The organism is Terriglobus sp. RCC_193, assembly GCF_041355105.1.
Lineage (GTDB): Bacteria > Acidobacteriota > Terriglobia > Terriglobales > Acidobacteriaceae > Terriglobus.
The window spans coordinates 30,656-52,853 of record NZ_JBFUPK010000005.1 but is presented as its reverse complement, the minus strand read 5'-3'; the positions used below and the strand labels follow the sequence as shown (position 1 = coordinate 52,853).

Below are 22,198 nucleotides of genomic sequence, written 5' to 3'. Positions count from 1 at the left end.
GAAAAGGGTCTCCGCTTCGCCATCCGCGAAGGCGGTCGCACCGTCGGCGCTGGCGCCATCGCCGAAATCGTCAAGTAACCACTTCGTGCCGTTCTCGATGTCGCTCGCGCGACGCGGTTCGAGGCGGAATGAAGGGCCAAGTAACAAGAAAGACCCGGTCCTCTATGGATCGGGTCTTTTTGTTGCTCTACAGCCAAAACTCTTCTTCGCTGCCGGGGCTAACACGGCGCGAATTGTGACACAAGTATTGTGCCGGGATCACCCCAATTGGCATACTATGGGAGTCCTAGGGCTGAACTTGGGTAAAGCTTCCTGTGATTCTGGCGGTTACGGAACACAACGAAGACGATCACCAGATCGGCGCTGCGAATCGAACCCAGGAGCTTCTGTCGCTGTGCCACTGCGTTTCTCTTCGTTGAATCTCGGCCTTGTGTCTGCTCGCGCAGTTACCGCTTTCGGCGTCCTTGTGGCGCTCGGGATGACCGCGCCATCCGCCAGTGCCCGCAAGTTTGAAGCGCGCAAGCACCCGCGCATTCGCGCCGTAGCTCATGCTTTCGTGAATGCTACTCTACCTGGTCTGGGCCTGCTGCCGATCGAGGGTGACGACTCCGCACCCTCTGATGGCCAGAAGTACGAACTGAAGTTTGCCCATCAGGGCGGCGAGATGATCGACGTGGTGTATCGCGTGGGGGATACCTATATCCCCGAAGCGCTGGACAGGCTGAACCACTTTCTCCGTGACAGCCACAACCAGGAAGTCACCACGTTTGATCCGCGCACCTTTGACGTTCTGCATACGGTGATGGCGAAGGTGGGTAAGGCTGGCGGCGTGATCAATGTGCTTTCGGCCTATCGTTCGCAGGAAACGAATGATGCGTTGCGTGCCAGCGGAACAACGAATGCAGCGGAGCACTCGCAGCACATTGAAGCAAAGGCTGTTGACATGCGTGTGGAAGGCGTTCCCGCAGCGCGTCTGCGCGATGCAGCGTTATCACTCGACGCAGGTGGTGTTGGCTACTACCCGAAGAGTCAATTTGTGCATGTCGATACGGGGCCAGTCCGCAAGTGGACGTATGCCCCGCATGCTTCCAGACGCAAGCGTCGGCACTCACGTACCTAAACTCGAAGTCATCAAGTTAGCCAAAGCCCGATCCAATGGACCGGGCTTTTCTATGTGTGGAACTGGACGCGTCGCGATTTGTTTGCAAAGGTGAAATCCCCAAATTCACCGGGGAGAATCACCAGCTCACACATCCTGCAGTGCCGTTGCGGATAGACTGCTTGATGCGTGCGCAATGTGTATCTGGCATGTTGTGCGCGGATTTCCGGTAAGGACCTACCCACATGGCTGCAACACGACGCGATTTTCTAAAAGGCACCGGCGCTCTGGCCGTAGCTGCCGGTACGCCTGCTCTGACTGTGGATGCCGCTGCGCAGAAGCATAGTGCTACATCTGCAACGCAGGTGCATACCGCTGTATTGAGCGATTACGTGAATGTGTTGCAGGGGACGAACTCGAACCCGCAGTTTTCTCGCGGCAATACGCTGCCGATTGCCGCGGAACCGTTTGGTATGGCGCATTGGACGCTGGAGTCGCGCAGCGGATCGCCATGGATGTTCTCACCGATGGATCAGCGAATTCAGGGTTTCCGCCTAACGCACCAGTTGAGCCCCTGGCTCAGCGATTATGGCTTCACCACAATTCTGCCGGTGACAGGCGAGCCGGATGTGCGTGCGTCAGCGCGTGCTACTTCGTATCGTCCAGACGAGCTGGTGGCGCATCCGTATGGCTTCAGGATGAACCTGCTGCGCTACTGTATCGATGCGGAGCTGACACCGACCTGTCGTGGTGCGGTACTGCGTGCAGCGAGCCGACTGGGTGATGACGTATCGCTGGTGATTGACGTGCCGGAAAAGGGCGCGGAATTTCAGTGGGACGCAGCTTCTTCCACGTTGCGATGGAAGACCTCTGCAAGTGCGGGCGGTACACCGGAAGGGTTTGCAACGTACTACGTTTTGCGTGGTGCGACCGGTGCCTCGTTTGAGCAGAAGGCACTGAAGAGCAATGCCACAGGCCGCAATAACAACGGCAGCGTGGTTGGCGTATTGCATTTGAAAGCAGCGAAGGTTGAGGTCGCGATTGCACATTCCTTCATCTCGTTTGAACAGGCAGAGCACACGCTGCAGGAGGAGGTTGGATCGAACGGATTTGATGCGGTGCAAGCGAAGACGAAGGCTATGTGGGAAGAGCATCTCCGTGCCGTTGTGATTCATGGCGCAAGTAAAGAACAGATGCGCACGTTCTACTCATGCCTGTATCGCACGCTGCTGTTTCCGCGCATCTGGCATGAGATTGACGCCGACGGTAAGGCCGTTCATATGAGCCCGTACACCAGCAAGCTGACACCTGGTGTGATGTATGCGGACCACGGCTACTGGGATGTCTATCGTGCGTGGTATCCCATGATGACGCTGCTGTATCCGGAGCGGCTGGGCGAAATTCTGCAAAGCTGGGTGAACGCTGGCACCGAAGGCGGATGGATGCCGCAATTTCCGTGCCCGGGTTATCGCGCATGCATGACGGGGTCGTTGATCGATTCGCTGTTTGGCGATGCAGTGGTGAAGGACATCCCGGGCTTCGATCGCGAAGCCGCGTATCAACTGTTGAAGAAACATGCGACGCAGGTAGGCGATCCGGAGAAGGGCTACGGACGTCGCGGTTCGGCTTCGTATCAGCGGCTTGGTTACGTGCCGAACGATGAAGTGGAACAGGCTTGCGTGGAGTCGCTTGACGCGCACTATGGTGACTTCTGCATCGGGCAGATTGCGGCGAAGCTGGGACACTCCGAAGACGCTGCGTTCTTTGCAAAGCGTTCGAAGAACTGGCGCATGATGTGGGACCCGCAGGTGAAGTTCTTCCGTGGCAAGAATGCGGATGGCAAGTGGGCGCCGGAGTTCCGGCAGTATCAGTGGGGATCGCCCTATGTGGAAGGCGGGGCGTGGCAGCATCGGTGGTCTGTTCCGCATGAGCCTGAGGCCATGATGAACGAGGCCTTTGGTGGCAAGGATACGTTCGTTGCGGAACTGGTGAAGTGTGTGGAGCAGGAGCCACGTTTCGAAGTGGGCGTGTATCACCAGGAGATTCACGAGATGAGCGAGATGGCTGCGGTGCGCTTTGGGCAGTACGCGCATTCGAATCAGCCGTCGCACCACATCCTGTGGATGTTCACGGTGGGCGGTCGCCCGGACCTGACCCAGAAGTGGGTGCGCAAGGTGCTGAATGAGTTGTATTCGCCGGAGAACTTCAGCGGCGATGAGGATACCGGCTCGATGGCCGCTTGGTACGTGCTGGCGTCGCTGGGGCTGTACACGTTGTGCCCGGGCAAACCGGAGTGGATGCTGGGTTCGCCGATGTGGCAGAAGGCGGAGGTCCGCCGCGGACTGAAGGGAAGCAGCTTCACGGTAGAGGCTGTGGGTGATCCTGCGGCAAAGCCGTATCGGGCGGCCCTTGCAGTGAACGGCAAGGCGCACGCAGGCGATGTGATTGCGCATGGCGATCTGGTGAAGGCGTCGACGCTGCGGTTTACCGTGAAAGCATAGCAATTTGGCTTGAAGGCGTAATGATTTCTGAAAGTCGGAAAGGGCATCTGCACTGGGAATGGTGCAGATGCCGTTTTCTTTGTCTTGTTGTTGGTGGACGTTGGTTAATCTTTGGCAGAAATGCTGCTATGATCAGTTGTCTGCTGCGTGAAGGTCGCTTGCGGTATTGGCGGCTGGTTCGGGACCTGGGGCTCCTTTCAACATGGGGTAGCGGGGTCCGGCGCGGTGGTTCCTGACATTTTTTGCCGTTTCACCGCACTTTTCTGTGGAGAAGGCGTCGTGTTTCGGTTACACTCAAAAGGTTGGTCTGAAGGCCAGCCGCAGTTGTAGATCTTTGCGTAGAGAGAGTTCGAACACATGGCTGCACAGCAGAGAATTCGCATTCGCCTGAAGGCGTATGACTATCGTGTCCTGGACACGTCGACCGGCGAGATCGTTGAGACCGCCAAGCGCACCGGAGCACAGGTTGCGGGTCCGATTCCCCTTCCCACGATGAAGAACAAGTACTGCGTGCTCCGTTCCCCGCACGTCGACAAGAAGTCGCGTGAGGCGTTCGAAATCCGTACGCATAAGCGGCTGATCGACATCCTGGAACCGACGCAGCAGACGGTGGACGCGCTGATGAAGCTCGACCTGCCCGCTGGCGTGGACGTGGAAATCAAGACCGTAACCAGGTAACACCAAATTTCAATAAACCGGCAGTGCCCCGCTGCGTGCGCGGGCATGATGAGGAGAGAATCACATGGCAGTAACAGGTTTGCTCGGCAAGAAGATTGGTATGACGCAGGTGTTTGACGACGCCGGCGTAGTGCACCCGGTCACCGTAATCAAGGTTGGCCCCTGCGTTGTCACCCAGGTGAAGACGCAGAAGACAGACGGCTACGACGCCGCCCAGATTGGTCTGGTGGAGTTCGTGAAGGCCTCCAAGCTGACCAAGGGTATGGCTGGTCACCTGGCGAAGAGCGATGCTCCGCCGGTGCGTGAGATCCGCGAGGTGGGCATTGAGTCCACCACGGGTGACAACGAAGGCGAAGGCGCTGTGAAGGCTGGCGACCGTATTCTGGTTGACCTGTTCGACGGCGAGCGCTTTGTGGACATCATCGGTAAGTCAAAGGGTCGTGGTTTTGCTGGCGTTGTTCGCCGCCACGGCTTCGGCGGCGGTCCCAAGTCGCACGGCCACATGTTCCAGATTCAGGGTTCGATTGGTGCATCGTCGTTCCCGTCGCGCGTATTCCCGGGCCAGCGTATGCCGGGTCACCACGGTGACGCGCAGATCACGGTTCGCAACCTGCGCATCCGCGGTATTGACCTTGAGGACAACCTCCTCCTGGTTGAGGGTGCGGTTCCGGGACCCCGTGATGGCGTGATCCTGATCTCGAAGTCGAAGAACCCGCCGCGTGAGCGTCGTGGATTCGCCGGTTCGGGCACGGTTGACCCGCTGAAGGCTTCGAAGAAGGCTTCGGGTAAGAAGAAGTAGGACTGCGCGTCCAGCGACATGCGCCTTCGGCGCGGTTCTGGGCGCCTTCCGCTGTAAGTGGTTTCAAGTTGTTTTTGTAGTACATCGCATCGTCTGCGGACTTGGTCGGAATGAGTAAGTCGACAGCGGGATGACAAATTGAACTTAGGGCGCTCGCAATAGAACGAGGGCCAGAGGAAGCAAGATGGCAAAGATTAACGTAGTCGATCTCGGCGGGAAGAAAGTCAGCGAGCTGGAGCTTGCGGACGAAGTATTCGGCGTCGAAGTGAATGAGGCCCTGCTCTGGGAGTCGGTGAAGCACTACCGCGCTGCTCTCCGTCAGGGAACCGCCGCCACCAAGAACAAGAAGCTCGTGTCGGGTTCCGGCAAGAAGCTGTGGAAGCAGAAGGGAACCGGTCGTGCCCGTGTGGGTTCGGTGCGTTCGCCTATCTGGCGTCATGGTGGTACGGTTCACGGACCTCAGCCCCGCTCGTACGAGTATGCGTTCCCGCGCAAGAAGCTCCTTGGTGCATTGAGCTCGGCTCTTGCTTCGAAGCTGCAGGACGGCAAGCTGACCGTGGTTTCCTCGCTGGAAGTTGCCGAGCCGAAGACCAAGCTGTACCGTCAGGCGCTGGACAAGCTGGAAGCGAAGAAGACCGCGCTGCTGGTCGAGAGCGGTCAGAAGCTGACCGACAACCTGTTTCTGGGTTCGCGCAACCTGGACGGTGTGGAGCTGGTGCTGAGCTCGGAGGTTCACCCCTACGACCTGCTGCGCTATGAGCACGCGATCTTCTCGCAGGATGCCATTGAGGCTCTGCAGGAAGTCCTGAAGAAGAATGTGTCGCGCCGTAAGCTGGCTGCGAAGAAGGAGGTTGCGTAATGGCAACTGTTTACACCACCATTCGCCGCCCGCTGATTACGGAAAAGGGCATGATCGCCAAGGAGACCGAAGGCACTCTGGTGTTTGAGGTTGCTGCTGGCGCGACGAAGAATGAAGTGAAGCATGCAGTGGAAAACCTGTTCAAGGTTAAGGTTGCCGCGGTTCGTACCGCCAACTACCTGGGCAAGGAGCGCCGCCGCGGTCGCTTTACCGGCTTCAAGCCTGACTGGAAGAAGGCGTATGTGCGCCTGGTTCCGGGCTCGAAGATGCCGGAGTATGTCAACTCGCTCTAAGGAGCGAAACAGGTCAGCAAGTCAGCGAGTGAGCAAGTCAGCCGACCTCGCGCAGTAAGTGAACTTGATGGCTTGAGTACACGAAGTAACCCCAATCCGCGCGCCTGACTAGCTATGCGGATGGCAAGGAAGTTAGGGAAATGCCGATTAAGACATTCCGACCGATTACGCCGACACTGCGCTTCCAGTCGAAGCTGGTGAACTCGGACATCACGACGAACGAGCCGTACAAGCCGCTGCTGGCAACCAAGCAGCGCACAGGCGGACGTAACTCCTCCGGTAAGATGACGATGCGTCATCACGGTGGTGGCCACAAGAAGAAGCTTCGTATTATCGACTTCAAGCGCGACAAGTTCGGTGTACCCGGAACGGTTGCGACGATCGAATACGATCCGAACCGCTCCTCGCGCATTGCTCTGATCAGCTACAAGGACGGCGAGAAGCGCTACATCATTCAGCCGGTTGGCCTGAAGGTTGGCATGACGGTGACCAGTGGTCCCGACGCTGACATTCTGGTTGGCAATGCATTGCCGCTGCGCAACATCCCTGCCGGTACGACGGTTCACAACGTGGAACTCCGTCCGGGTAAGGGTGCGCAGATGGTGCGTTCTGCCGGTTCGTCCGCGCAGTTGGTTGCCAAGGAAGGCGACTACGCCCTGCTGAAGCTGCCCTCCAGCGAAACCCGCCGCGTGCTGGTGGACTGCATGGCAACGGTTGGCCAGGTAGGCAACACGGACCACGAAAACATCTCGCTGGGTAAGGCCGGTGCAAGCCGCTGGCGCGGTATCCGTCCGACAAACCGTGGTGTCTCGATGAACCCTGTGGATCACCCGCACGGTGGTGGTGAAGGTAAGACCTCAGGCGGACGTCATCCTGTTACGCCGTGGGGACAGCCGACACGTGGCTACAAGACCCGTAACAACAAGCGGACCGATGTGTTCATCGTGAACCGCCGCAGCAAGTAATTCAGGGAGCGAGAGGAAAACATGGCACGTTCTACAAAGAAGGGCCCATTTATCGACGCCCACCTGATGACGAAGGTTGAGGTGCTGAACACCGCGAACAAGAAGGAAGTCGTTAAGACTTGGTCGCGTCGTTCCACCATCTTCCCGGAGTTCGTGGGCCACACCATTGCCGTGCACAACGGTAAGAAGTTCATCCCGGTCTACGTGACGGAGAACATGGTGGGACACAAGCTGGGCGAGTTTGCCGCAACGCGTACCTTCAAGGGCCACGCAGCGAAGGCTGAGACGGCCAAGGGCCGCTAAGTCAGATTAAGTACGTCAGCCTCCGGTGTTGCCGGAGCGCGATAAGGAAGAGATATGGCGAAGACAGCCGAGAAGAGTGCAATCCGTGAGTTCCGCGCCGAGGCGCGGTTCCAGCGGACCAGCCCGCAGAAGGCGAAGCTGGTGTTGGACATGATCAAGGGACAGAGCGTGGAGAACGCCCTGAACACCCTCATGTTCGCCCGCAAGCGCATCGCTCCCGTTGTGGAGAAGGCACTGCGTTCCGCAGTGCAGAACGCGAACTACCTGAGCCAGGAACAGGGCTTTGATCTGGATATCGATCGCCTGTTCGTGAAGCAGGCCGTTGCAAACGAAGGCCCGCGCATGAAGCGTATCCGCCCTGCCCCCATGGGCCGTGCGTTCCGCTATCAGCGTCGCCTTGCTCACATCATCGTGACGGTGGCGGAGAAGAAGTCTGTTGAGGCAACGAAGCAGACTGAGGCTCCGGTAGCGGTTGCGGAAGGTGGCAAGAAGAAGGCTGCTCCGGCAAAGAAGGCTGCTGCCAAGAAGGCTCCGGCGAAGAAGGCCGCGAGCAAGAAGGCTGCTGCGACTGCGTAAATTTCTGGCCGGGCTGTAAGCCGGCCCGGCATCGCCGAGAAGTTGATGCGGCGAGTAAGTACTGAGTAAGTTCGGAACTAATGTTCTCCGGACGCGAAGTGAAGGGATTAAGTTATGGGTCAGAAGGTCCATCCGTATGGTTTCCGCCTCGGCGTGAACAAGCCGTGGAAGTCGCGCTGGTTTGTGGAGCGTGACTACGACAAGCTGCTGGTTGAGGACGTGAAGCTCAAGGCTGAGCTGCGCGAAAAGCTGAAGGCCGCTGGTGTCTCGTCCGTCGAGATCGAGCGCCCAGGCAACAAGCTTCGCCTCATCATCAAAACCGCCCGTCCGGGCATCATCATCGGCCGCAAGGGCGCTGAGATCGACAAGCTGAAGGCAGACATCCAGAAGCGTACGAACCGCGAAGTGTTCATCGACATTCTGGAAGTGAATAAGCCGGAACTGGATGCGCAGCTGGTGGCAGAGAACATCGCTCTGCAGCTGGAGAAGCGTGTGTCGTTCCGTCGCGCGATGCGTAAGAGCGTTGATTCGGCTCTGCGTTTCGGCTGCAAGGGCATCAAGGTTCGTGTTTCGGGCCGTCTGAACGGCAACGAAATCGCACGTTCCGAATGGTATCTGCAGGGTCGCCTGCCGCTGCACACGCTGCGCGCAGACATCGACTACGGCTTTGCCGAAGCGAAGACCACCTACGGCATCATCGGCGTAAAGACCTGGGTCTACCGCGGCGATATCTACGAGCAGAAGCGCCGCCGCGACAACGTGACGACGACAGGTGCGTTCTAAGTAGCGAGCATCATTGCGGGGTTGAGCAATCAGCCCCGCCTAACACTAAGAACAGAAGGCGCGCGGAGACTGGGCCACTTATTCGGTAAGTGACGCCAAGGCCGCAGCGGGAAAGAGTGCAGTTATGTTGCAGCCCAAGAAGGTTAAGTACCGCAAGCAGCAAAAGGGCAAGATGCGCGGTAAGGCATGGCGTGGTTCCGAGCTTGCGTTTGGCGACTACGGCCTGAAGGTCGTGGAGTGCGGTTACATCACCGATCGTCAGATCGAAGCAAGCCGTATCGCAATGACCCGTTACATCAAGCGTGGTGGTAAGGTGTGGCTCCGGATCTTCCCGGACAAGCCGATCACCAAGAAGCCCGCAGAAGTTCGAATGGGTTCTGGTAAGGGTGCGCTGGATCACTGGGTTGCGGTTGTCCGCCCTGGCAAGCTGCTCTTCGAGATGGAAGGCGTTTCCGTGGAAGTTGCGAAGGAAGCCATGCGGCTTGCATCGAACAAGCTCCCGCTGCGTACCGTCTTCGTGCAGCGTCCGAACATCAAGGCGATTGACCCCAAGGCTGCTGCAGCCGCGTAACTGCATAGCGTCTTTGAATGCAGACGCTGAATGAGAGATTGAAATGGAACTGACCAAGATCCGCGAATTTACGGACAGCGAACTGAAGGAGCAGCAGGCCCAGGCGGGCGAGCAGCTCTTCCGCGTTCGCTTCCAGAAGAGCCTGGGCGATGCCTCAGGCGTGAACAAGCTGCGCGAACTGAAGAAAGACATCGCGCGCATTAAGACTGTGGCGCGCCAGCGTGAGCTTGGCCAGGCGACGGCTCCGACGGAGTCGGCTGCGCCCGCGAAGAAGACCCGTAAGGCGAAGAAGGCATAACGATGGCTGAGACGACTGCTACGACTACTGCTACGGCAGAGAAGATTGGCCACCGCACCGAGAAGATCGGCCTGGTGACCTCGACCAAGATGGACAAGACGATCGTGGTTTCGGTGGAAATGCGCAAGGCGCACCCGAAGTACAAGCGCATCGTGAAGTCGAACAAGAAGTTCTATGCGCATGATGAGCAGAACTCGGCCCGCGTGGGCGATCAGGTCCGCATCCGCGAGACCCGTCCCACCAGCAAGCTGAAGCGCTGGAACCTCGAAGAGATCGTTCGCCGCTCGAGCCTGAGCGAAGCGACTCCGGCTGCGAAGTAAGATAGAAGAGTTTGCCCGTTACCGGCATCGTTCGGTAACAGTATGGGCATGACGCGTCCAGCGCGACGATCGTTGAAGAGGTTGTTCAGCGATCCGCTCCGCGGCCGCGACCATCAAGTGGATTTCACTGGGGCGAGATAGCCCCCGGCCTTGGGCTCCAGAAGCCTCGAAGGTCAGGAGAAGAAGCAATGTCCGTACAAATGCGTACGATTCTGGACGTAGCCGATAACTCTGGCGCACGCCGTCTGCAGGTCATCCTGCCGCTCGGTGGCGGTCTGGGTAAGAAGGCTGGTCTGGGCGATGTGGTGACGGCCGCGGTGAAGGAAGCTTCGCCGGACGGCACCGTGAAGAAGGGCAAGGTTGTGAAGGCCGTGATCGTGCGCACCCGCAAGGAAGCGCGCCGCAAGGACGGAACCTACATCCGCTTTGATCAGAACGCAGCCGTCGTGATCAACGACGCAGGCGAGCCGGTGGGAACCCGTGTATTCGGACCCGTGGCCCGCGAGCTGCGCGACAAGAAGTTCCTGAAGATCGTTTCGCTGGCTCCGGAAGTTATCTAAGCTTTCGTTCCACGAAAACCATTCAAAGCGGGGAGTGCCTTCGGGCGCTCTCCGTTTTGCTTTTGTGGGCCTTTCCGATTCCAGGCGCCATTGCTACGAAGCGTATGCTTTTTGTATGCGTGGTATGGTGCCGCTTCTGATTTGTGGCCTGACTTTGATTGTCAGTTTCTATGGCGCGATGATCGTGATGACCCGGTGGGTTTCGCATGGAGGCGGCAATCGGGCGCAGACGGATATCGGTTTGGCGATGCTGGCTGCGCCGATTGCACTGATCATCACGATTGCGGTTGGAATTGTGGTGTTTCGGTTGAGCGGACCGCGTGAATAACTTCCAAAGTTAATCTGGCGTGGGCTGGGCAATGCGGTCGACGATGAGATCCTCGATCTGTCCTGAGCCTTTTTTCAGTTTCAGGCCAAGTTGTTTTTCCAGCGCGCCGGTGAAGGTCGGGCCGTCGCCATCGCTGTTGGTCTGTGGTGCATTGGCTTCGTCGATCTGGAAGTCGAGCGTCATGTCGTAGTGGCCGGTGAGGCCGGTTGCGTCCACCATGCGATCCATGCCGCGACCGCCGAGAACGCCTCCCAGGCCACCGAAGAGGGTGCAGGCTTCGGGCATGGAGACGTCGATCATGCTGACGTGCATCATGCCACCCTCTTTGCGGCTAATCTGCAGGCCGCAGGTTTGTGGAGCTGGTTTGCCGGGTTGTGTTTCTGGTGCCGGTGTGCCGGGTTTTATGCAGGCGGCTGTGTGGGGCTGCAGGTTTGGGCCGGTTGTTCCAGGCTTCGCCACGTTCAGCAGGTTGACGTTGGCGGTGTGGCTTTCGCGATGAGCCTTGATGGCGAAACGGTCTTCTAGCAGGTTGCGCAGCATGAGGCGAATGTCTTCCATGCTCTGCGCGTTTTCCGGTGGGCGGGCGACGATGGTGTACTTCTGGCTTCGTGCCCACTCGGGCAGGCGCGACCGCATGGCGCGGGCTTCCACTTCATCTTTAACGTCGTAGGCGAACACGATAAGCGGCGGGAGCGGGCCGGTCATCGTGAGCAGGCCGTGTGGTGTTTGCGCGCGGCCGAGCGGGATCATGAAGCCCAGGCCTTCCATCGGGGCTTCAGGCGGAGCCGGTTTCACGGAGGCAGATTCGAAGGTGGGGCCCGGCGTGGCGATAGCCTGCGCATGCGCGGACAGCATGATCAAACAGATCGCGAAGCCGGAGAACGCTCGAGTTGAAACCCTGAACCTCATTGCGGAATCTCCCTGCGAGGAGTTGAGAATCTCACAGATAGACGAATTCCATCGTCTGATGCTGCAACGGAATGATGGTAGATCTAATTTCATGCCCAAAAGCTTGTATTGAGGCGTAAATTCGCGTAAAGTAGACAAGTTTGGTCCAACTGCATCCCCTCGACCTGCGGAGGTACTCGCAGAGGCCTGTGTCCGGGACCACGGCGCGGGATAGGAGTACTGAAAATGGCACATGTTTTGAAGAATGACACCGTGGTTGTTCTGGCGGGCAAGGACAAGGGTAAGACTGGCCGCGTTCTGCGCATTGTTACCGACAAGAACCGCGTTCTCGTGCAGGGCATCGGCATGATCAAGAAGCATGTCAAGCCGAATCCGCAGGCGAACATCAAGGGTGGCATTCTGGAGCAGGAAGCAGCAATTCACCTCTCCAACGTGGCTCTGGTGGACGGCAACGGTAAGGCGACTCGGATCAACATTCGCGTGGTAGATGGCAAGCGTGAGCGCATTGCCAAGACGACCGGCGAAGTGATTGCTTACCCGAAGGTGAAGTAAACAGTTTTTGATAACAGCAGGTGCGCAAGCGCCTGCGCTGTTCGTTGGAAGACCTCTCTGGGCTACCCCACATGTTGGGCCAGGTGCGTTCCGGCGAAGTTCTCAAGCGGACAGCAATCCAGATCACAGGAACACCCCACGAAACGGTATACGGGCCGTGATGCGAATCGAAGCCCAATCCGATGACCGTGGAGAAAGCGAAGTAACGACAGTGGCACGACTCCGTGAGAAATATGCAAACGAGTTGAAGGCGGCCGTTCAGAAGGAGCTGGGCATCACGAATGTGATGGCAGTGCCGAAGATCGAGAAGATCGTCATCAACATGGGCCTCGGTGAGGCGACGCAGAACAACAAGATCATTGACCCGCTGGTCAGCGATTTGGCAGCCGTAACCGGCCAGAAGCCGGTTCTGACCAAGGCGAAGAAGTCCATCGCTCAGTTCAAGGTGCGTGAAGGCCAGTCGATCGGCGCCATGGTTACCCTGCGCGGCGAGACAATGTACGAGTTCCTGGATCGCCTGATCAGCGTGGCTCTTCCCCGCGTGCGCGACTTCAAGGGTGTTTCTTCGAAGAGCTTCGACGGCCGCGGCAACTACACGCTCGGTCTGCGTGACCAGCTCATCTTCCCCGAAATCGATTATTCGAAGGTGGAGAAGCTGAAGGGCATGAACGTGACCATCGTGACGACCGCTGCGGACGATAACAGCGCGCGCGTCCTCCTCAAGCACTTCGGCATGCCGTTCCGCGCATAGCCCAGATAAGGATCGGAGAAAAATATGTCGACTACTGCAAAGGCAGTCAAGGACGCCAAGAAGCCCAAATTTAAGTGCCGCCAGCATAACCGTTGCCAGTTGTGCGGCCGTCCCCGCGCGTTTCTGCGCAAGTTCGGTATCTGCCGTCTGTGCTTCCGTAGCCTTGCACTCAAGGGCGAGATCCCAGGCGTCGTAAAGAGCAGCTGGTAGTGCTTGCGTTACCTCGTTGCTCACGTTTCTTGTTGCTCTCGTTAGAGCAGGGTGCGTGAGTAGCGGGAGCAACGATCCACGAGAGTAACGATTACCAAATCCTTCGTCAGTTCTGCCAGCGCATGGCTCGCAGAGAACGGGAGGTAGAGAGAAGAGTCATCATGAACCTGACCGACCCAGTAGCAGACTTCCTGACGCGCGTACGTAACGCCATCAATGCCCGCCACCAGAAGCTGGATGTTCCTGCCTCGAACCTGAAGGCTGAGATTGCCCGCATTCTGAAGGAAGAGGGCTATATCACCAACTACAAGACGGTTGAGGAAGAGAACCACCGCACCCTGCGCGTGTACCTGAAGTACGACGCCGAAGGCACCTCCGCCATCCTCGACCTGAAGCGCATCTCCAAGCCTGGTTCGCGTGTGTACCTCGGCGCTCAGGATATCCGCCGCGTACAGGGTGGACTTGGTATCTCGATCCTCACCACGCCGAAGGGTGTGATGACGGGCCGCACCGCTCGCAAGGAAAACGTAGGCGGAGAAGTTCTCGCTCACGTCTGGTAGGCACTTCGTGCGGTTCTCGACGCCGCTCTTCGCGGCGTGAACTTACAACCGCACCGTATCGTGGCCAGAGCGTTGCTCTGGATGTAGTTCTTAATTTTCGCAGTACAAGTTGTTCCCGCGGAGCGATCTGCGGTGGCTGCAGTGGAACGGTCTGCCGGTAGTTAGTTCGCAAGACTAACTGGTTGCAGAGTCCGGGACTCGCAAGCCGCAAGGAAAAGTAAATGTCACGTATTGGTTTGAAGCCGATTCCTGTTGCTACCACTGTGAAGTACACGGTGAATGGCAACATCGTTGAAGTAACTGGCCCCAAGGGCACCACGAATGCACTTCTGCCCACCGGCATCCGCCTGGAGCAGAAGGATGGTTTCGTGCACGCTGTGCGCGATAACGATTCGCAGAAGGCCATTCATGGCCTGGCTCGCGCCCTGGTGTTCAACGCCATTGAGGGTGTGACCAACGGCTGGAAGAAGGAACTGGACATCGTCGGCATCGGTTACCGTGCTGAGATGAAGGGCGCGGGCATGGTTGTATTCACGCTCGGCTACTCCCACCCGATTGAGTTCCCGCTGCCCACCGGCATTACCGTCACCATCGATCCGAAGCAGACGCACCTGACGGTTGAGGGTATCGACCGCCAGAAGGTTGGCCAGGTGGCCGCTGACATGCGTTCGCTGCGTAAGCCTGATCCGTACAAGAACAAGGGCGTACGTTACTCGGACGAGAAGCTGAAGAAGAAGGTCGGCAAGACCGGCTCGAAGTAGTGCTTCGCATCGTTCTCGACGTGCTTTGCACGTGTTTTCGAGGCGGTGGATAGAGTATGGGCCGGCTCGCTTCGAGCGAGCCGGTTCCAACGAAACATCAACCCGAGGCGATGGACGAGATGCCATCGCTCACCATACCGAACGCAGATGCAGGGCATTTGCGCCGATAGGGAAGGAAAGAAGAAATGATTACTGCACCGCAGCGCAATGTCATCCGGAAGCGCGTTCACAAGCGCGTTCGTGCGAAGGTCGCCGGCACCACCGAACGTCCTCGCCTGAACATCTTCCGTTCGCTCAACCACATCTACGCACAGGTCATCGACGACTCCACGCACACCACGCTGGCTTCGGCTTCCACCATCCTCAAGAAGGGTGAAGAGAAGAAGAGCGGCGGCAACATCGCTGCAGCCCAGGAAGTGGGCAAGCTGGTGGCGGAGCGCGCCAAGGAAGCAGGCGTGACCAAGGTTGTATTTGATCGTGGTGGTTACCTGTATCACGGCCGCATCAAGGCCCTGGCCGATGCCGCGCGTGAAGCCGGTCTCGAGTTCTAACTCAGGTTTAGCGAAAGAGGATTATAGATGGCAATTCGCAAGAAGATTGATGCAAACAAGCTGAACCTGAAGGACCAGGTGGTCGCGATCAACCGTGTGACCAAGGTCGTTAAGGGCGGTAAGAATATGTCGTTTGCGGCGCTGGTTGTAATCGGCGATCCGGATCAGGGCATTGTGGGTTACGGCAGCGGCAAGGCCAAGGAAGTTCCCCAGGCCATCCGCAAGGGCATTGAAGCGGCCAAGAAGAACCTGCACAAGGTGAACCTGACCGCGACATCGATTCCGCACCAGGTGCTGGGCCGTTATGGCTCGGGTCATGTGTTGCTGAAGCCGGCTCCCGAAGGTACCGGCGTGATCGCTGGTGGCGCTGTGCGTGCCGTCATGACCTCTGCCGGTGTGCAGAACGTTTTGACCAAGTCGCTGGGAACGGCGAACCCGCACAACGTGATCAAGGCCACGTTTGACGCGCTGATTCAGCTCCGTGACAAGGCTGCGGTTGCAGCGCTGCGCGGCAAGGATGTACACGAACTTTAATTCGCGTTGCTCGTTACCTCGTTTCCAGCGTTTGCTCTCGTGAGCCGCGGAAACGGGAGCAACGAGAGCAACGAGCAACGAGAGGAACGAGACAATGGCAGAAAACACGGGCAAGATCAAGATCCAGTACTACCGCTCGAAGATCGCGACGCCGGTGAAGCACAAGCTTGTGGTTAAGGGCCTGGGCTTTACGCGTCTGAACCAGATCGTGGAGCGCGAGGACACACCGTCGGTTCGCGGCATGGTTGCGGCAATCCCGCACCTGGTTCGCATCCTCGACTAGTGCTTCGACACTTCGTGCCGTTCTCGACGCGGCTCTTCGAAGCGTGGGACGTGGCGGGGAATGAATTCGGTGGCTTGTGTCAGCCTTTGAGGCAAGCCACCAAAACAACTTAGCCTGGCATTGATCAGGCGATAACTTGGTTGACATAGAACTTATGTCAGCGGCCGCAGAAAGTATCGCGGCAAATGCGAGTCGGACTTACCGGTTCGGCGTGAGCGAGGAAAGCACAATGGCACTGAATCTTTCGAATTTGAATGCGCCGAAGGGCGCGAACAGCAACAAGAAGCGCGTGGGCCGTGGTATGGGTTCGGGCATGGGCAAGACGTCGACGCGCGGTCACAAGGGCCAGCGCTCGCGTTCGGGTTCGCGCTCGATGCGTGGTTTTGAAGGCGGCCAGATGCCGCTGCACCGCCGTCTGCCGAAGCGTGGCTTCACCAACATCTTCCGTCAGGAGTACCAGGTACTGGCTCTGGACACGATCCAGCTTTTCGTTGCAACGAAGAACGTCACGGAGCTGACGTTCGAAGCGATGCTGGAGAACGGTCTGGTCCGCAAGAAGAAGGCTCTGGTGAAGGTACTGGCAAACGGCGAGATCAGCACCGCTGTGACCGTGTACGCGCATAAGGCTTCCAAGGCCGCACAGGCGAAGATCGAAGCAGCAGGCGGTAAGCTGGTTCTGCTCGGCGCTCCGGCTGCGGAAGAAGCCGCAGCGTAAGTGGCGCTCTTCGGCTGCGCGTTGCGGCATCTGCGCGTAGAATGAAGGCACACGGATTTCAAGGGAAGGGTCGAGCCGTGATGGCTCGGCCTTTGCCTGTATCGGATCAACTCCGCATCAAGTTTAAGTAGAACGGGCCGCAAGGCCTGACTGGATAAGCCCCGCCGATGTTTGACAAGCTGGCCAACATCTTCCGCATTCCTGAGCTGCGCACCCGCGTGCTGTTTACGCTGGGCCTGCTTGCCGTTTACCGCCTTGGCGGACACATCCCCACACCCGGCATCAACGCTGATCTGCTGGCGCAGTACTTCGCGCAAAATGCGGGATCGTCGCTCGGCCTGGTGGATCTGTTCACTGGTGGTTCGCTTCGCCGCCTCACCATCTTCGCGCTGGGCATCATGCCGTACATCACGGCGTCGATCATCTTCCAGTTGCTGACGGTGATCTATGAGCCGCTGGCAAAGCTGCAGAAGGAAGGCGAAGTGGGTCGCCGCAAGATCACGCAGTGGACCCGCTACGTAACAGTTCTGCTGGCCATTGTGCAGTCGTTCGCGATTGCCATGATGCTGACCAAGTCCACCACCGGCGCACCGATGGTGACGATGGGTTCGAAGTCGTTCATCGCGCTCTGCGTGCTGACGCTGACAACGGGTACGGCATTCATCATGTGGCTGGGTGAGCAGATTACCGAGCGCGGTATCGGCAACGGTATGTCACTGTTGATCTTCACGGGTATCGTGGCTGGTCTGCCGAACGGTATCAACGACCTCTACGAAAAGGCACGCGACTCAGCATGGGGCGGATTCACGCCGCTGGCTATTGCCATACTGATCGTGGCGATGGTTGGGGTCGTGTACTTCATCGTGTTTGTCGAAAAGTCGGAGCGGCGCATCCCGGTGCAGTACGCGAAGCGTATTGTGGGCCGCAAGATGATGGGTGGCCAGTCGACACACCTGCCGCTGAAGGTGAACTCCGGTGGCGTTATGCCGGTGATCTTCGCGTCGTCGATCCTGTCGGCGCCATTGCTCTTCGCGAACACGCAGTTTGTGCAGAACCACACATTCTTCCGCGTGATTGCCGATGGACTGAAGCCGGGCGAGCCCTGGTATCAGGTTCTCAGCGCGGCGGCGATCATCTTCTTCGCCTACTTCTACATTTCCATCGTCTTCCGTCCGGACGACATTGCCGATAACCTGCGCAAGTACGGCGGGTTCATTCCCGGCATCCGTCCCGGTCGTCGTACGAGCGACTTCATCAACGACATCCTGACGCGTATCACGCTGGTGGGCGCCATCTACCTGATCATCATTCAGTTGATTCCGCAGATGATGATCTCCGGTGTGCACCTGAACCATCTCTGGCTGGTAGGGCCGTTCTTTGACCGTCTGCCCAACTGGATCACGAATGGTCTGGGCGTGAACTTCTACTTTGGCGGCACGTCGCTGCTGATCGTAGTGGGCGTGGCCATGGACACCGTGCAGCAGGTCGAATCGCAGTTGATCATGCGCCATTACGAAGGCTTCACACCAAAGAGCGGCCGCTCCCGTGGCCGGCGGAGCTGGTAAGCAGACGTGGCAGAACATGTACTGAATCAAACCCCGGCTCCAGTGGATGGCTTCATCCCTGGGCCGGTGCTTCTTCTGGGCGCACCCGGCGTAGGCAAGGGAACGCAGGCGCAGATACTGATGGATCTGTGGGGCATCCCGCAGATTTCCACCGGCGACATCATCCGCGAAAATATCAAGCAGAAGACTCCGGTAGGCCTCGAGTTTCAGGACCTGGTGGCGCAGGGCATTTTCGTTCCGGATGAGCTGGTGAACCGTATGGTGGCATTGCGTTTAAGCCAGCCAGATGCGGCCCGGGGCTACATTCTGGACGGCTTTCCCCGAACGTTGGGGCAGGCGCAGTGGCTGGACGCACAGCTTGCCGGAGATGGTTTCCCAGGACAGAATGGCGAAGTGACCCCAGCGGGCAGGCTTCCTGTCGTTGCAGTCTCTATCGAAGTTCGGTATGATGAGTTGTTGCGTCGTATCACTGGTCGACGTACGGGCCCCGTTTCGAAGCGGATTTACAACATCTACACCAATCCTCCGCAAGTGGAGGGAGTTGATGATGTGGATGGTCAGCCGCTGGTACAGCGCCCGGATGACACCGAAGAGGTTTTTGCGGAGCGGATGCGGCAGTTTGCGGATCTGACTGCGCCGGTGATCGAGCATTATCGCGCCCGGGGCCGGTTTGAGGTCGTGGATGGCGAGCAGCCAGTGGAAGTGGTAACGGAACGAATCGTCGCGGCGCTGAAGCGTCTGCGGCGCGAGGGCATGTAAGCAGTACCGATGGCGATCGCGATTAAAACACCGCAGGAAATCGAGAAGATGCGTGCAAGCGGACGCATCCTGCGTCAGGTCCACATGGCAGTGGAAGCGGCAGTGAAGCCGGGTGCTACCACCATGGACCTGGAGCGCGTTGCCGAGGCGAAGATTCGTGAGCTGGGTGGTAAGCCGGCATTTAAGGGGTACAACGATTACCCCTGCTGCCTGTGCACTTCGGTGAACAGCGAGGTGATCCACGGTATCCCCTCGGAGAAGAAGGTTCTGCAGGAAGGCGACATTGTGTCGGTGGACTGCGGCGTGATTCTGGAAGGGTATTACTCGGACGCGGCGGGCACCTATCCCGTGGGCCGAATCAGCCAGGAGACACGCAAGCTGCTGGATGTGACGAAGGCGTCGCTTGAGCAGGCGATTCAGGAAGTACGCGTCGGTGGCACAGTTGGTGATATTGGCGCCGCAGTGCAGGAGATGTGCGAAGCCGAAGGTTACGGCGTGGTCCGCGATTTTGTGGGACACGGCATCGGCAGGAACATGCACGAAGACCCGCAGGTTCCGAACTACGGAACGCGTGGCAAAGGAACGAAGCTCAAGGCGGGCATGGTGCTTGCCATCGAGCCGATGATCAACGCTGGAACGGCTGACGTGAAGGTGTTGAAGGACGGATGGACCGCGGTGACGACGGACGGCAGCATGAGCGCCCACTTCGAACACACGGTGGCTGTTACCAAAGATGGCCCGGTCGTCCTGACGCAGTAAGTGAAGTTTGTAGTGGTTGAGTAGTTACAAGGAGACGGTTTGCCGAAGGAAGATGCAATTGAAGTCATGGCGGTGGTCGTAGAGACACTGCCGAACGCGATGTTTAAGGTGGAACTGGAGAACAAGCACCAGGTGCTGGCCCACGTTTCCGGCCGCATGCGCAAGAACTTCATCCGTATCCTCCCCGGGGACCGTGTCGCTATTGAGTTGAGCCCGTATGACTTGAACCGCGGGCGAATTGTGTACCGCTACAAGTAGTCGTAGCGAGAACAGAACAGCGGCCGGAAGTATGAGCCGCTGAAGAAGGAAAGAAGCAAATGAAGGTACGCGCTTCCGTTAAGAAGATTTGCGACAAGTGCCAGATCGTTCACCGCAAGGGTGTTGTACGAGTGATCTGCGAAATCGCAAAGCACAAGCAGCGTCAGGGATAACCTGCTGCAGCTTGTTTGAGTAACAAACACCGCGGAACCCGCGGCTTCCACTTAGGCAGGACTTTCTAAGTGTGAAGACGTTCCTCAGGGGCGAGTTAGCCGAAGCAAAGGCTTGCGATGAACCCCGGGTCACACCGCATAACCCGGTCCTGTACGACAGCGTCAGGGCCAAGAAGTACACGAGGAAAGACACATGGCACGTATTGCCGGAGTCGATGTGCCCAACAACAAGCAGGCACGCATCGGACTCACTTATATCTACGGAATCGGCGACTCTCGCGCGCTGCAGATTCTTGCGAAGGCGGAAATTGATCCGCTGCGCAAGGTAAGCACGCTGGACGAAGATGAGCTGAACAAGATCCGTGCAGTCATCGAGCAGGAAGGCGGCATTGAAGGCGATCTCCGCAAGGAAATCGGTCTGAACATTAAGCGCCTGATGGAAATCCAGAGCTACCGCGGTATCCGTCACCGCCGTAACCTGCCTGTTCGCGGACAGCGCACCCACACGAACGCCCGCACGCGCAAAGGCCCCCGTAAGGGCACGGTTGCCGGAAAGAAGAAGGCGACCAAGTAATGGCTAAGGCAACTAAGCAGGCAGGCGCCGGCAAGACTGGCAAGGGCAAGAAGTTTAAGAAGCGGGAACGGAAAAATGTCCCGTACGGTCTGGTATTCATCCAGGCATCGTTCAACAACACCATCGTGACCATCACAGACCAGCAGGGCAACACGCTCAGCTGGAAGAGCTCGGGTTCGCTCGGCTTCCGTGGATCGCGTAAGGGCACGCCGTTCGCGGCACAGCAGGCTGCTATGAACGCTGCCACCGCTGCTCGCGATCACGGTCTGCGTTCGGTGGACGTGCGCGTTTCCGGCCCCGGTTCGGGCCGCGAGTCGGCAGTACGTGCGCTGGCTGCTGCCGGTATCGATGTGCGTAGCATCCGCGACGTCACGCCGATCCCGCACAACGGCTGCCGCCCGCCGAAGCGTCGCCGCGTGTAAGATTTTGTTTCTTTCGTTGCTCGCGTTTTTCGTTGCTCTCGTTTTTGGACGGGAGCAACGAGAGCAACGACAGAGACGAGGAAGCGTAATTTGGATCGCGATGAAGGGCTGCCGGCCTGTAAAGCGATCGTCACCTGAAGTCAGGAAAGAGAGAAAGATTCAATGGCACGTTATACAGGAGCTGTCTGCCGTCTTTGCCGGCGCGATGGCGTCAAGCTGTTTTTGAAGGGTTCGCGTTGCTTCTCCGAGAAGTGCGCCATCGACAAGCGCAACTTCCCCCCGGGGCAGCATGGCCAGGCACGCGCGAAGAAGATTGTGGGCTACGGTCTGCAGCTTCGTGAAAAGCAGAAGGCAAAGCGCATCTACTTCACGTTGGAATCGCAGTTCCGCGCTTACTACGAGAAGGCATCGAACAAGACCGGCGTTACCGGCGAACTGCTGCTGCAGCAGCTTGAGCGTCGTCTGGATGCACTGGTGTACCGCGCGGGCTTTGCCCTGTCGCGTCGCCAGAGCCGTCAGATTGTCCGTCACGGCCATGTGCTGGTGAACGGCAAGAAGGTGAATATTCCTTCCTATCAGGTTAAGGTCGGCGACACGGTCGAGCTGAAGGAAGCAACGAAGAAGCTCGACATCGTGGAAGGTGCAGCACAGTTCCACGCAGGTCTGGCGCAGCCCACCTGGCTGCAGATTGATCGTGAAGCCCGTTCCGTGAAGGTGATCGCTCTGCCGAAGCGCGAAGAGATCCAGATCCCGGTCAACGAGCAGCTGATCGTCGAACTGTACTCGAAGTAAGCCATAGCGGCAGATGCGGGTTCGCCCGCATCTGCCGCGTAGCTGCTTCGGATCGAGGCACGGCCACTCGATGTTATGGCCGTAAGTCCCACCTGGGGCTCTGTAGCAATACAGGGTTCCCTGAAGTGACTCAACCG

The 22,198-nt window shown here is 58.3% G+C and carries 34 protein-coding genes; 33 read left to right on the top strand and 1 reads right to left on the bottom strand.

All coding sequences use genetic code 11. From position 1 onward, the window contains the following. From AB6729_RS17980 to AB6729_RS17905, 16 genes are all read left to right on the top strand, one after another. The coding region (locus AB6729_RS17980; protein WP_371082605.1) for a hypothetical protein at positions 1 to 78 on the top strand (78 nt) is incomplete at its 5' end. 316 nt (positions 79 to 394) lie between these two features. Then, positions 395 to 1,120, top strand: coding sequence for a YcbK family protein (locus AB6729_RS17975; RefSeq protein WP_371083035.1), 726 nt, complete (start codon positions 395 to 397; stop codon positions 1,118 to 1,120). A 224-nt stretch (positions 1,121 to 1,344) separates the two neighbouring features. Further along, positions 1,345 to 3,600, top strand: coding sequence for a GH92 family glycosyl hydrolase (locus tag AB6729_RS17970; protein WP_371083034.1), 2,256 nt, complete (start codon positions 1,345 to 1,347; stop codon positions 3,598 to 3,600). Between the two features lie 357 nt (positions 3,601 to 3,957). Beyond that, positions 3,958 to 4,278, top strand: coding sequence for a 30S ribosomal protein S10 (rpsJ, locus tag AB6729_RS17965; RefSeq protein ID WP_014787197.1), 321 nt, complete (start codon positions 3,958 to 3,960; stop codon positions 4,276 to 4,278). A 64-nt stretch (positions 4,279 to 4,342) separates the two neighbouring features. After that, positions 4,343 to 5,077, top strand: coding sequence for a 50S ribosomal protein L3 (rplC, locus tag AB6729_RS17960; protein WP_371083033.1), 735 nt, complete (start codon positions 4,343 to 4,345; stop codon positions 5,075 to 5,077). 184 nt (positions 5,078 to 5,261) lie between these two features. Further along, the gene (gene rplD / locus AB6729_RS17955; protein ID WP_371083032.1) at positions 5,262 to 5,936 is read left to right on the top strand and encodes a 50S ribosomal protein L4; all 675 of its coding nucleotides are present in this window, start codon (positions 5,262 to 5,264) and stop codon (positions 5,934 to 5,936) included. Further along, entirely contained in the window at positions 5,936 to 6,229 is a 294-nt protein-coding gene (locus tag AB6729_RS17950; protein ID WP_047496489.1) for a 50S ribosomal protein L23, read from the top strand. Before rplD ends, AB6729_RS17950 begins: the two co-directional genes overlap by 1 nt. A 140-nt stretch (positions 6,230 to 6,369) precedes the next feature. After that, positions 6,370 to 7,194 (top strand): 50S ribosomal protein L2, encoded by an 825-nt coding sequence (gene rplB, locus AB6729_RS17945; RefSeq protein ID WP_371083031.1) that lies wholly within the window; start codon positions 6,370 to 6,372, stop codon positions 7,192 to 7,194. 21 nt (positions 7,195 to 7,215) lie between these two features. Beyond that, positions 7,216 to 7,497, top strand: a complete 282-nt coding sequence (gene rpsS, locus AB6729_RS17940; RefSeq protein WP_083343527.1) for a 30S ribosomal protein S19 — start codon at positions 7,216 to 7,218, stop codon at positions 7,495 to 7,497. 54 nt (positions 7,498 to 7,551) lie between these two features. Next, the gene (rplV, locus tag AB6729_RS17935; protein WP_371083030.1) at positions 7,552 to 8,073 is read left to right on the top strand and encodes a 50S ribosomal protein L22; all 522 of its coding nucleotides are present in this window, start codon (positions 7,552 to 7,554) and stop codon (positions 8,071 to 8,073) included. A 114-nt stretch (positions 8,074 to 8,187) separates the two neighbouring features. After that, on the top strand, positions 8,188 to 8,856 hold the full coding sequence (gene rpsC / locus AB6729_RS17930) for a 30S ribosomal protein S3 (RefSeq protein ID WP_047496476.1): 669 nt from the start codon (positions 8,188 to 8,190) through the stop codon (positions 8,854 to 8,856). A gap of 124 nt (positions 8,857 to 8,980) precedes the next feature. Then, entirely contained in the window at positions 8,981 to 9,427 is a 447-nt protein-coding gene (gene rplP, locus AB6729_RS17925; RefSeq protein WP_371083029.1) for a 50S ribosomal protein L16, read from the top strand. Between the two features lie 43 nt (positions 9,428 to 9,470). Continuing rightward, positions 9,471 to 9,725, top strand: coding sequence for a 50S ribosomal protein L29 (gene rpmC, locus AB6729_RS17920; protein WP_371083028.1), 255 nt, complete (start codon positions 9,471 to 9,473; stop codon positions 9,723 to 9,725). Positions 9,726 to 9,727: 2 nt separating this feature from the next. Further along, the gene (gene rpsQ / locus AB6729_RS17915) at positions 9,728 to 10,045 is read left to right on the top strand and encodes a 30S ribosomal protein S17 (RefSeq protein WP_371083027.1); all 318 of its coding nucleotides are present in this window, start codon (positions 9,728 to 9,730) and stop codon (positions 10,043 to 10,045) included. A gap of 188 nt (positions 10,046 to 10,233) precedes the next feature. After that, complete coding sequence (gene rplN, locus AB6729_RS17910; protein ID WP_047496466.1) at positions 10,234 to 10,605, top strand: 50S ribosomal protein L14; 372 nt, start codon at positions 10,234 to 10,236, stop codon at positions 10,603 to 10,605. A 124-nt stretch (positions 10,606 to 10,729) separates the two neighbouring features. Continuing rightward, entirely contained in the window at positions 10,730 to 10,933 is a 204-nt protein-coding gene (locus tag AB6729_RS17905) for a hypothetical protein (protein ID WP_371083026.1), read from the top strand. Positions 10,934 to 10,942: 9 nt separating this feature from the next. Here the strand turns inward: AB6729_RS17905 and AB6729_RS17900 are convergent, their stop codons facing one another. After that, positions 10,943 to 11,788 carry a TIGR03435 family protein gene (locus tag AB6729_RS17900; protein WP_371083025.1) on the bottom strand — a complete coding sequence of 282 codons (846 nt, stop codon included), beginning with the start codon at positions 11,786 to 11,788 and terminating at the stop codon, positions 10,943 to 10,945. Between the two features lie 279 nt (positions 11,789 to 12,067). On the opposite strand from AB6729_RS17900, the gene rplX reads away from it, so the two are divergent. The 17 genes from rplX to rpsD all read left to right on the top strand — a co-directional run bounded on the left by rplX (position 12,068) and on the right by rpsD (position 22,061). Further along, positions 12,068 to 12,394: a 50S ribosomal protein L24 gene (gene rplX, locus AB6729_RS17895; RefSeq protein WP_371083024.1), complete on the top strand. Its 327-nt coding sequence runs from the start codon at positions 12,068 to 12,070 to the stop codon at positions 12,392 to 12,394. 211 nt (positions 12,395 to 12,605) lie between these two features. Next, positions 12,606 to 13,145 carry a 50S ribosomal protein L5 gene (gene rplE, locus AB6729_RS17890; protein WP_371083023.1) on the top strand — a complete coding sequence of 180 codons (540 nt, stop codon included), beginning with the start codon at positions 12,606 to 12,608 and terminating at the stop codon, positions 13,143 to 13,145. 24 nt (positions 13,146 to 13,169) lie between these two features. Next, complete coding sequence (locus tag AB6729_RS17885; RefSeq protein ID WP_014787182.1) at positions 13,170 to 13,355, top strand: type Z 30S ribosomal protein S14; 186 nt, start codon at positions 13,170 to 13,172, stop codon at positions 13,353 to 13,355. A gap of 161 nt (positions 13,356 to 13,516) precedes the next feature. After that, positions 13,517 to 13,915: a 30S ribosomal protein S8 gene (gene rpsH / locus AB6729_RS17880; protein ID WP_371083022.1), complete on the top strand. Its 399-nt coding sequence runs from the start codon at positions 13,517 to 13,519 to the stop codon at positions 13,913 to 13,915. Between the two features lie 221 nt (positions 13,916 to 14,136). After that, complete coding sequence (gene rplF / locus AB6729_RS17875; RefSeq protein ID WP_371083021.1) at positions 14,137 to 14,676, top strand: 50S ribosomal protein L6; 540 nt, start codon at positions 14,137 to 14,139, stop codon at positions 14,674 to 14,676. A 185-nt stretch (positions 14,677 to 14,861) separates the two neighbouring features. Next, complete coding sequence (rplR, locus tag AB6729_RS17870; protein ID WP_371083020.1) at positions 14,862 to 15,227, top strand: 50S ribosomal protein L18; 366 nt, start codon at positions 14,862 to 14,864, stop codon at positions 15,225 to 15,227. A gap of 27 nt (positions 15,228 to 15,254) precedes the next feature. Then, positions 15,255 to 15,761 carry a 30S ribosomal protein S5 gene (rpsE, locus tag AB6729_RS17865; RefSeq protein WP_371083019.1) on the top strand — a complete coding sequence of 169 codons (507 nt, stop codon included), beginning with the start codon at positions 15,255 to 15,257 and terminating at the stop codon, positions 15,759 to 15,761. Between the two features lie 94 nt (positions 15,762 to 15,855). Then, positions 15,856 to 16,044 (top strand): 50S ribosomal protein L30, encoded by a 189-nt coding sequence (gene rpmD, locus AB6729_RS17860; protein WP_371083018.1) that lies wholly within the window; start codon positions 15,856 to 15,858, stop codon positions 16,042 to 16,044. A gap of 235 nt (positions 16,045 to 16,279) precedes the next feature. Beyond that, on the top strand, positions 16,280 to 16,759 hold the full coding sequence (gene rplO, locus AB6729_RS17855) for a 50S ribosomal protein L15 (RefSeq protein WP_371083037.1): 480 nt from the start codon (positions 16,280 to 16,282) through the stop codon (positions 16,757 to 16,759). Positions 16,760 to 16,926: 167 nt separating this feature from the next. Beyond that, positions 16,927 to 18,324, top strand: coding sequence for a preprotein translocase subunit SecY (gene secY / locus AB6729_RS17850; RefSeq protein ID WP_371083017.1), 1,398 nt, complete (start codon positions 16,927 to 16,929; stop codon positions 18,322 to 18,324). Between the two features lie 6 nt (positions 18,325 to 18,330). Beyond that, positions 18,331 to 19,083 carry an adenylate kinase family protein gene (locus AB6729_RS17845; RefSeq protein ID WP_371083016.1) on the top strand — a complete coding sequence of 251 codons (753 nt, stop codon included), beginning with the start codon at positions 18,331 to 18,333 and terminating at the stop codon, positions 19,081 to 19,083. 9 nt (positions 19,084 to 19,092) lie between these two features. Further along, on the top strand, positions 19,093 to 19,842 hold the full coding sequence (gene map, locus AB6729_RS17840) for a type I methionyl aminopeptidase (protein WP_371083015.1): 750 nt from the start codon (positions 19,093 to 19,095) through the stop codon (positions 19,840 to 19,842). A gap of 39 nt (positions 19,843 to 19,881) precedes the next feature. After that, entirely contained in the window at positions 19,882 to 20,100 is a 219-nt protein-coding gene (gene infA, locus AB6729_RS17835; protein WP_014787172.1) for a translation initiation factor IF-1, read from the top strand. Between the two features lie 59 nt (positions 20,101 to 20,159). Beyond that, entirely contained in the window at positions 20,160 to 20,273 is a 114-nt protein-coding gene (gene rpmJ / locus AB6729_RS17830; protein WP_014787171.1) for a 50S ribosomal protein L36, read from the top strand. 193 nt (positions 20,274 to 20,466) lie between these two features. Beyond that, complete coding sequence (gene rpsM, locus AB6729_RS17825) at positions 20,467 to 20,847, top strand: 30S ribosomal protein S13 (protein ID WP_371083014.1); 381 nt, start codon at positions 20,467 to 20,469, stop codon at positions 20,845 to 20,847. Beyond that, positions 20,847 to 21,269, top strand: a complete 423-nt coding sequence (gene rpsK / locus AB6729_RS17820; RefSeq protein ID WP_371083013.1) for a 30S ribosomal protein S11 — start codon at positions 20,847 to 20,849, stop codon at positions 21,267 to 21,269. Before rpsM ends, rpsK begins: the two co-directional genes overlap by 1 nt. 162 nt (positions 21,270 to 21,431) lie before the next feature. Continuing rightward, positions 21,432 to 22,061, top strand: coding sequence for a 30S ribosomal protein S4 (gene rpsD, locus AB6729_RS17815; RefSeq protein ID WP_371083012.1), 630 nt, complete (start codon positions 21,432 to 21,434; stop codon positions 22,059 to 22,061). The last annotated feature ends 137 nt before the right edge of the window (positions 22,062 to 22,198 follow it).

Coding starts and splice junctions, on each gene's coding strand:
- AB6729_RS17970 (WP_371083034.1), top strand. CDS start 1,345: ATGGCTGCAACACGACGCGATTTTCTAAAAGGCACCGGCGCTCTGGCC.
- rpsJ (WP_014787197.1), top strand. CDS start 3,958: ATGGCTGCACAGCAGAGAATTCGCATTCGCCTGAAGGCGTATGACTAT.
- rplC (WP_371083033.1), top strand. CDS start 4,343: ATGGCAGTAACAGGTTTGCTCGGCAAGAAGATTGGTATGACGCAGGTG.
- rplD (WP_371083032.1), top strand. CDS start 5,262: ATGGCAAAGATTAACGTAGTCGATCTCGGCGGGAAGAAAGTCAGCGAG.
- AB6729_RS17950 (WP_047496489.1), top strand. CDS start 5,936: ATGGCAACTGTTTACACCACCATTCGCCGCCCGCTGATTACGGAAAAG.
- rplB (WP_371083031.1), top strand. CDS start 6,370: ATGCCGATTAAGACATTCCGACCGATTACGCCGACACTGCGCTTCCAG.
- rpsS (WP_083343527.1), top strand. CDS start 7,216: ATGGCACGTTCTACAAAGAAGGGCCCATTTATCGACGCCCACCTGATG.
- rplV (WP_371083030.1), top strand. CDS start 7,552: ATGGCGAAGACAGCCGAGAAGAGTGCAATCCGTGAGTTCCGCGCCGAG.
- rpsC (WP_047496476.1), top strand. CDS start 8,188: ATGGGTCAGAAGGTCCATCCGTATGGTTTCCGCCTCGGCGTGAACAAG.
- rplP (WP_371083029.1), top strand. CDS start 8,981: ATGTTGCAGCCCAAGAAGGTTAAGTACCGCAAGCAGCAAAAGGGCAAG.
- rpmC (WP_371083028.1), top strand. CDS start 9,471: ATGGAACTGACCAAGATCCGCGAATTTACGGACAGCGAACTGAAGGAG.
- rpsQ (WP_371083027.1), top strand. CDS start 9,728: ATGGCTGAGACGACTGCTACGACTACTGCTACGGCAGAGAAGATTGGC.
- rplN (WP_047496466.1), top strand. CDS start 10,234: ATGTCCGTACAAATGCGTACGATTCTGGACGTAGCCGATAACTCTGGC.
- AB6729_RS17905 (WP_371083026.1), top strand. CDS start 10,730: ATGGTGCCGCTTCTGATTTGTGGCCTGACTTTGATTGTCAGTTTCTAT.
- AB6729_RS17900 (WP_371083025.1), bottom strand. CDS start 11,788: ATGCTGTCCGCGCATGCGCAGGCTATCGCCACGCCGGGCCCCACCTTC.
- rplX (WP_371083024.1), top strand. CDS start 12,068: ATGGCACATGTTTTGAAGAATGACACCGTGGTTGTTCTGGCGGGCAAG.
- AB6729_RS17885 (WP_014787182.1), top strand. CDS start 13,170: ATGTCGACTACTGCAAAGGCAGTCAAGGACGCCAAGAAGCCCAAATTT.
- rpsH (WP_371083022.1), top strand. CDS start 13,517: ATGAACCTGACCGACCCAGTAGCAGACTTCCTGACGCGCGTACGTAAC.
- rplF (WP_371083021.1), top strand. CDS start 14,137: ATGTCACGTATTGGTTTGAAGCCGATTCCTGTTGCTACCACTGTGAAG.
- rplR (WP_371083020.1), top strand. CDS start 14,862: ATGATTACTGCACCGCAGCGCAATGTCATCCGGAAGCGCGTTCACAAG.
- rpsE (WP_371083019.1), top strand. CDS start 15,255: ATGGCAATTCGCAAGAAGATTGATGCAAACAAGCTGAACCTGAAGGAC.
- rpmD (WP_371083018.1), top strand. CDS start 15,856: ATGGCAGAAAACACGGGCAAGATCAAGATCCAGTACTACCGCTCGAAG.
- secY (WP_371083017.1), top strand. CDS start 16,927: ATGTTTGACAAGCTGGCCAACATCTTCCGCATTCCTGAGCTGCGCACC.
- map (WP_371083015.1), top strand. CDS start 19,093: ATGGCGATCGCGATTAAAACACCGCAGGAAATCGAGAAGATGCGTGCA.
- rpmJ (WP_014787171.1), top strand. CDS start 20,160: ATGAAGGTACGCGCTTCCGTTAAGAAGATTTGCGACAAGTGCCAGATC.
- rpsM (WP_371083014.1), top strand. CDS start 20,467: ATGGCACGTATTGCCGGAGTCGATGTGCCCAACAACAAGCAGGCACGC.
- rpsK (WP_371083013.1), top strand. CDS start 20,847: ATGGCTAAGGCAACTAAGCAGGCAGGCGCCGGCAAGACTGGCAAGGGC.
- rpsD (WP_371083012.1), top strand. CDS start 21,432: ATGGCACGTTATACAGGAGCTGTCTGCCGTCTTTGCCGGCGCGATGGC.